This is a genomic window from Kosmotoga sp., from assembly GCF_982836095.1.
Map to the genome: position 1 here is coordinate 1 of NZ_CEYIHJ010000172.1, position 3,879 is coordinate 3,879.

3 protein-coding genes are annotated in these 3,879 nt (G+C 41.2%); all 3 read left to right on the forward strand.

What is annotated here, in order from left to right:
• Positions 1-2,372, forward strand: a 2,372-nt coding sequence (locus AC3LHT_RS09450; protein WP_488662716.1) for a diguanylate cyclase domain-containing protein, incomplete at its 5' end; no start/stop codon positions are given.
• Positions 2,373-2,476: 104 nt separating this feature from the next.
• The gene (locus tag AC3LHT_RS09455; RefSeq protein WP_290647119.1) at positions 2,477-2,914 is read left to right on the forward strand and encodes a CBS domain-containing protein; all 438 of its coding nucleotides are present in this window, start codon (positions 2,477-2,479) and stop codon (positions 2,912-2,914) included.
• Positions 2,915-3,019: 105 nt separating this feature from the next.
• On the forward strand, positions 3,020-3,879 hold an 860-nt coding region (locus AC3LHT_RS09460; protein WP_488662717.1), incomplete at its 3' end, for a metallopeptidase TldD-related protein.

A 3,879-nucleotide genomic window follows, 5' to 3' on the forward strand; every position in this document is an offset into this window, starting at 1 on the left:
TAAATGCGCTTGAAGCGTCTCTGATGGATTCTTTAGCTATGGATCACAGAGACCTTCGCAAGGAGATGTATTCTCAAATTGTCACCACAGACGAATACAGCTATCTTTTTTTGAACGATGAGTATGTTCCTCGAAAGCTTCCTGATGTAAAATGCCTCTCTCCTTTCACCATAGCGATAGTAGAGCCAAACACAATCATTTCGCGGGTAAGTGGCTCTTTCGAGGAACTTTCAGGCTACAAAAAGTGGGAAATAGAAAACAAGAAGAGTTTTCTTGAATTCGTTTCTCCACCCATGAGAAAAATATTGAAAGATCTACATATACTCAGGCATTCAAAGGAATATCTTCCCTCAGACGAATACGCACTTGAGATACTGAGAAAAGATGAGACTAAACGGAGCGCTTTGGTGAAAATAGAGTTTATCGATGCCACAAAGCAAAGCATCCTTTTTATACTGGATATAAGTGCTCAAAAAGCTACGGAAGAGTTTATGCGGAAGCGGTTAAATTTTGCCAGCACTCTTGGCAAGGTGATTTTGAAAATTCTCTCTTATAGAGGGAGTGATATTTTTGGTTTTTTATACAAGGAACTGGAGAGAAACAGGGAAGTATTGAACTTCGAGAGGCTTTCAATCTTTTCGAATGAGAACGGAGAACCGCACCAACTAGCCGGGGAAGATGAAAAATTTGAGAGCTTTGAGGAGCTGCGTTCGTTTATAAATTCAATAAAGTCAGGCGATGATTTTATCATCCTCTCACTCGGCTCCCCTCATGAAAGAGTGTTGGTTCTTCCCGTTTCTTATAAAGAGGAGCTGCATGCGGTAATACTGTTGCATGGTTGGAAGAGCACGTTGCTAAAAACCCCGGAATCTCGTAAGGCTATGAGAGCCTTTAAAAAGGCCATAGAATACGCGATAGAAATTGAAATTGCCATCAAAACTTTAAAAGAACAGCAGGAAAAAGCTCTGTTCTTGCTGAAATTTCGCGAATCTGGTTTATGGGAAGCAGTTGTAGAGGAAGGTGAAGTGCATTACTACAATGACTTTCAGTGGCTTATGATCCTTGGATACAGCGGAAATGACCTTAATACAAAAGGCTGGAACGATGTCATAGATTCGCGGGATCGGGCAGCGATAAAAAAGGGAATCCGGGAATATATGGAAGGCAAAGCAGATTGCTATCGGGCGAGTTATCGAGTTGTTAACAGTCGAGGAAATCTTGAATGGTTTCAAGATGAGGGAAGATTTTATGAAAAGCCTGATGGCAAAAGAATACTGATTGGAATCAGGAGAAAAATGACTGAAAGCATGTTGGCCTGGGAAAAACTGAAATACGTATCTTTTCACGATAAATTAACCGGGTTGTACAATAGGTCGTTCTTTGAAGAAGAAATGATGAGGTTTGATAGCAAACGGCAAGTGCCACTTAGTGTAATAATGGGGGATGTAAATGGTTTGAAACTCGTGAACGACGCCTTTGGGCATGCCAAAGGCGATGAATTGTTGAAGAAAACCGCTGAAATTTTGAAAAACTCCGTTAGAAAGGAAGATATCGTCGCACGCTGGGGTGGTGATGAATTCATAATCTTGCTCCCAAAAGCTGATGAAGAAATCGCCAAAAGTGTGTCTGAGAGAATTGAATCATACTGTGCACGGGAATTAACCGTTGAAAACATAAGCTTCAGCATCTCTTTAGGCTATGCCACAAGAACAGATCTCAGCAAAACAATCACCGCGTTGATAAAGGATGCGGAGGATCTCATGTACAGAAACAAAGTGTTAAAGGGCAATCTTCGAAGTAGAACGGTGCTAACTGCACTTGAAAACACTCTTTTTGAATACAACCCGATTGAAGCAAGGCATTGCAAGCATGTAGAAGAACTTGCCCTGAATTTTGGCGAGAAACTCAAGATCCATTCGACGACAATGGCTAATCTCAGGTTATTAGCTCGCTATCATGATATTGGGAAGCTTGCTGTACCGTCAAATATCATCATGAAAAAAGGGAAACTGAACAATAACGAGTGGAGAATCGTGAAAAGTCACCCCGAAGTTGGCTTCCGTATTGCGAGAAGCACAATCGAGCTTTCCGCAATTTCCGAAGAGATTCTCAGTCATCACGAAATTTGGGATGGTACAGGATATCCAAGAAAACTCAAGGGAGAACATATCCCGTATTTGGCAAGAGTTATAGCGGTTGTAAATGCCTTTGAGGCAATGATAAACTTCAGGCCATATAGAGAATCCCTTTCGATTGAAGATGCATTGCTTGAATTGGAAAGATGTTCCGGAACACAATTTGACCCATATATTGCTCGAAAGTTCGTTGAATTCATTAAAAGCAAAAAGTCGGATTACCATAATGCCACGTAATACCCGCTCTGAAGCACCATAAGGCTAAATGTGCAAAAAATAGAAATTTTAGAATCTACATCGTGGTGTGCTATTATATGAGTGGAGTGTGAAGGAGGCAAGGTATGAAATTAGCGGGTATAATCAAAGAAAAGGGCGAAACGGTATTTTCATTGGATGCTGACGCAACTGTAAAAGATGCGGTAGATATGATGGTTGAAAAGAACATAGGTGCTGTCATGATAATGGATGGAAAACGCCCAATAGGAATATTCACCGAGAGGGATTTGCTCAAACGTGTTTGTGCAAAATGTGGCGTTCTCTCAGAAACACCTGTAAAAGAGGTGATGACGGCAGGGGTTATCTGTGGTTCGCCTGATGATGATATTCAATATGCGATTAACGTGATGACTCAGCACCGGATACGGCATTTACCAATATGTGATGAAACAGGTCTTAAGGGGATAATTTCGATAGGGGATATTTTGAAGCTCATGTATAAAAGCACGGAGGAAGAAAACAAAATGCTCAGAAATTACATTTCAGATAAATATCCAGGATAACCCTTTTCATACTCCCCTTGGAGGCCTGATGGCCTCCATTTTTTACTGGTAATTTACCAGTTTGGGTAAAGCAAACAAACATTTTTGCATAGAAGGAGGGGGAAAATGTACAAATTTCCTGAAGGTCTTTACACAGATGTTAGAATTGAAGATGTCTTCCAGACTTCCATACAGATTACTATGGGAAGGCTTGACGACGTTAAAGAAAAATCTTACAGAGCGGCCTTTATACGGCTGTATGATGGGAAGCGCTGGTTCTACGCTTCCAGCAGCGATGTGGATGGCGTTCAAGGCGAAATAGATGCCCTTGCTTCAATGGCCAGCAAAAACGAAAACATCGAGAAAGACCCCATTTTTAAGAGGCTTGAAGTTAACGAAGGCGAATTTTTGAAGTTCATAGGGAAGGACTCGGTTAAAGAAATCTCGTTGAACGAGAAAATAGGACTTCTGAAAGAATATTATCCCATAATAGCACATTCAGAACACGTAAAGCTCTGGAGGGCAAATTATATCGATCTCAACGTTAAAAAGAGCTTCTATTCAAGCAAAGGTTCCAATATCGTTTTTGACACACAGCGTGTGGGAATGAGAATAGGCTTTGAGCTTTCAGATGGTGAGAAGAAGTTCGCTGACAGGTTTGACCGTGGTTCCAACTATTTTGCATCATTGAAAGGGCTTGAAAAAGAGATTGAAACGAGATTCAACAAAGCAGTCCTTTTCCTAAAAGAGGCTGTTGACGTTAAACCCGGAAAATACACCGTAGTGCTTTCGCCGGAAGCAGCAGGGGTTTTTGCACATGAAAGCTTTGGTCACAAAAGTGAATCGGACTTTATGATTGGCGATGAAAGCATGAAAGAAGAATGGAAGATAGGCAAAAAGGTTGGCAGCGAAATTCTCTCCATAGTAGACGATGGAAATATCATAGGGACAGGATACACTCCCTTTGATGACGAAGGAACAAGGGC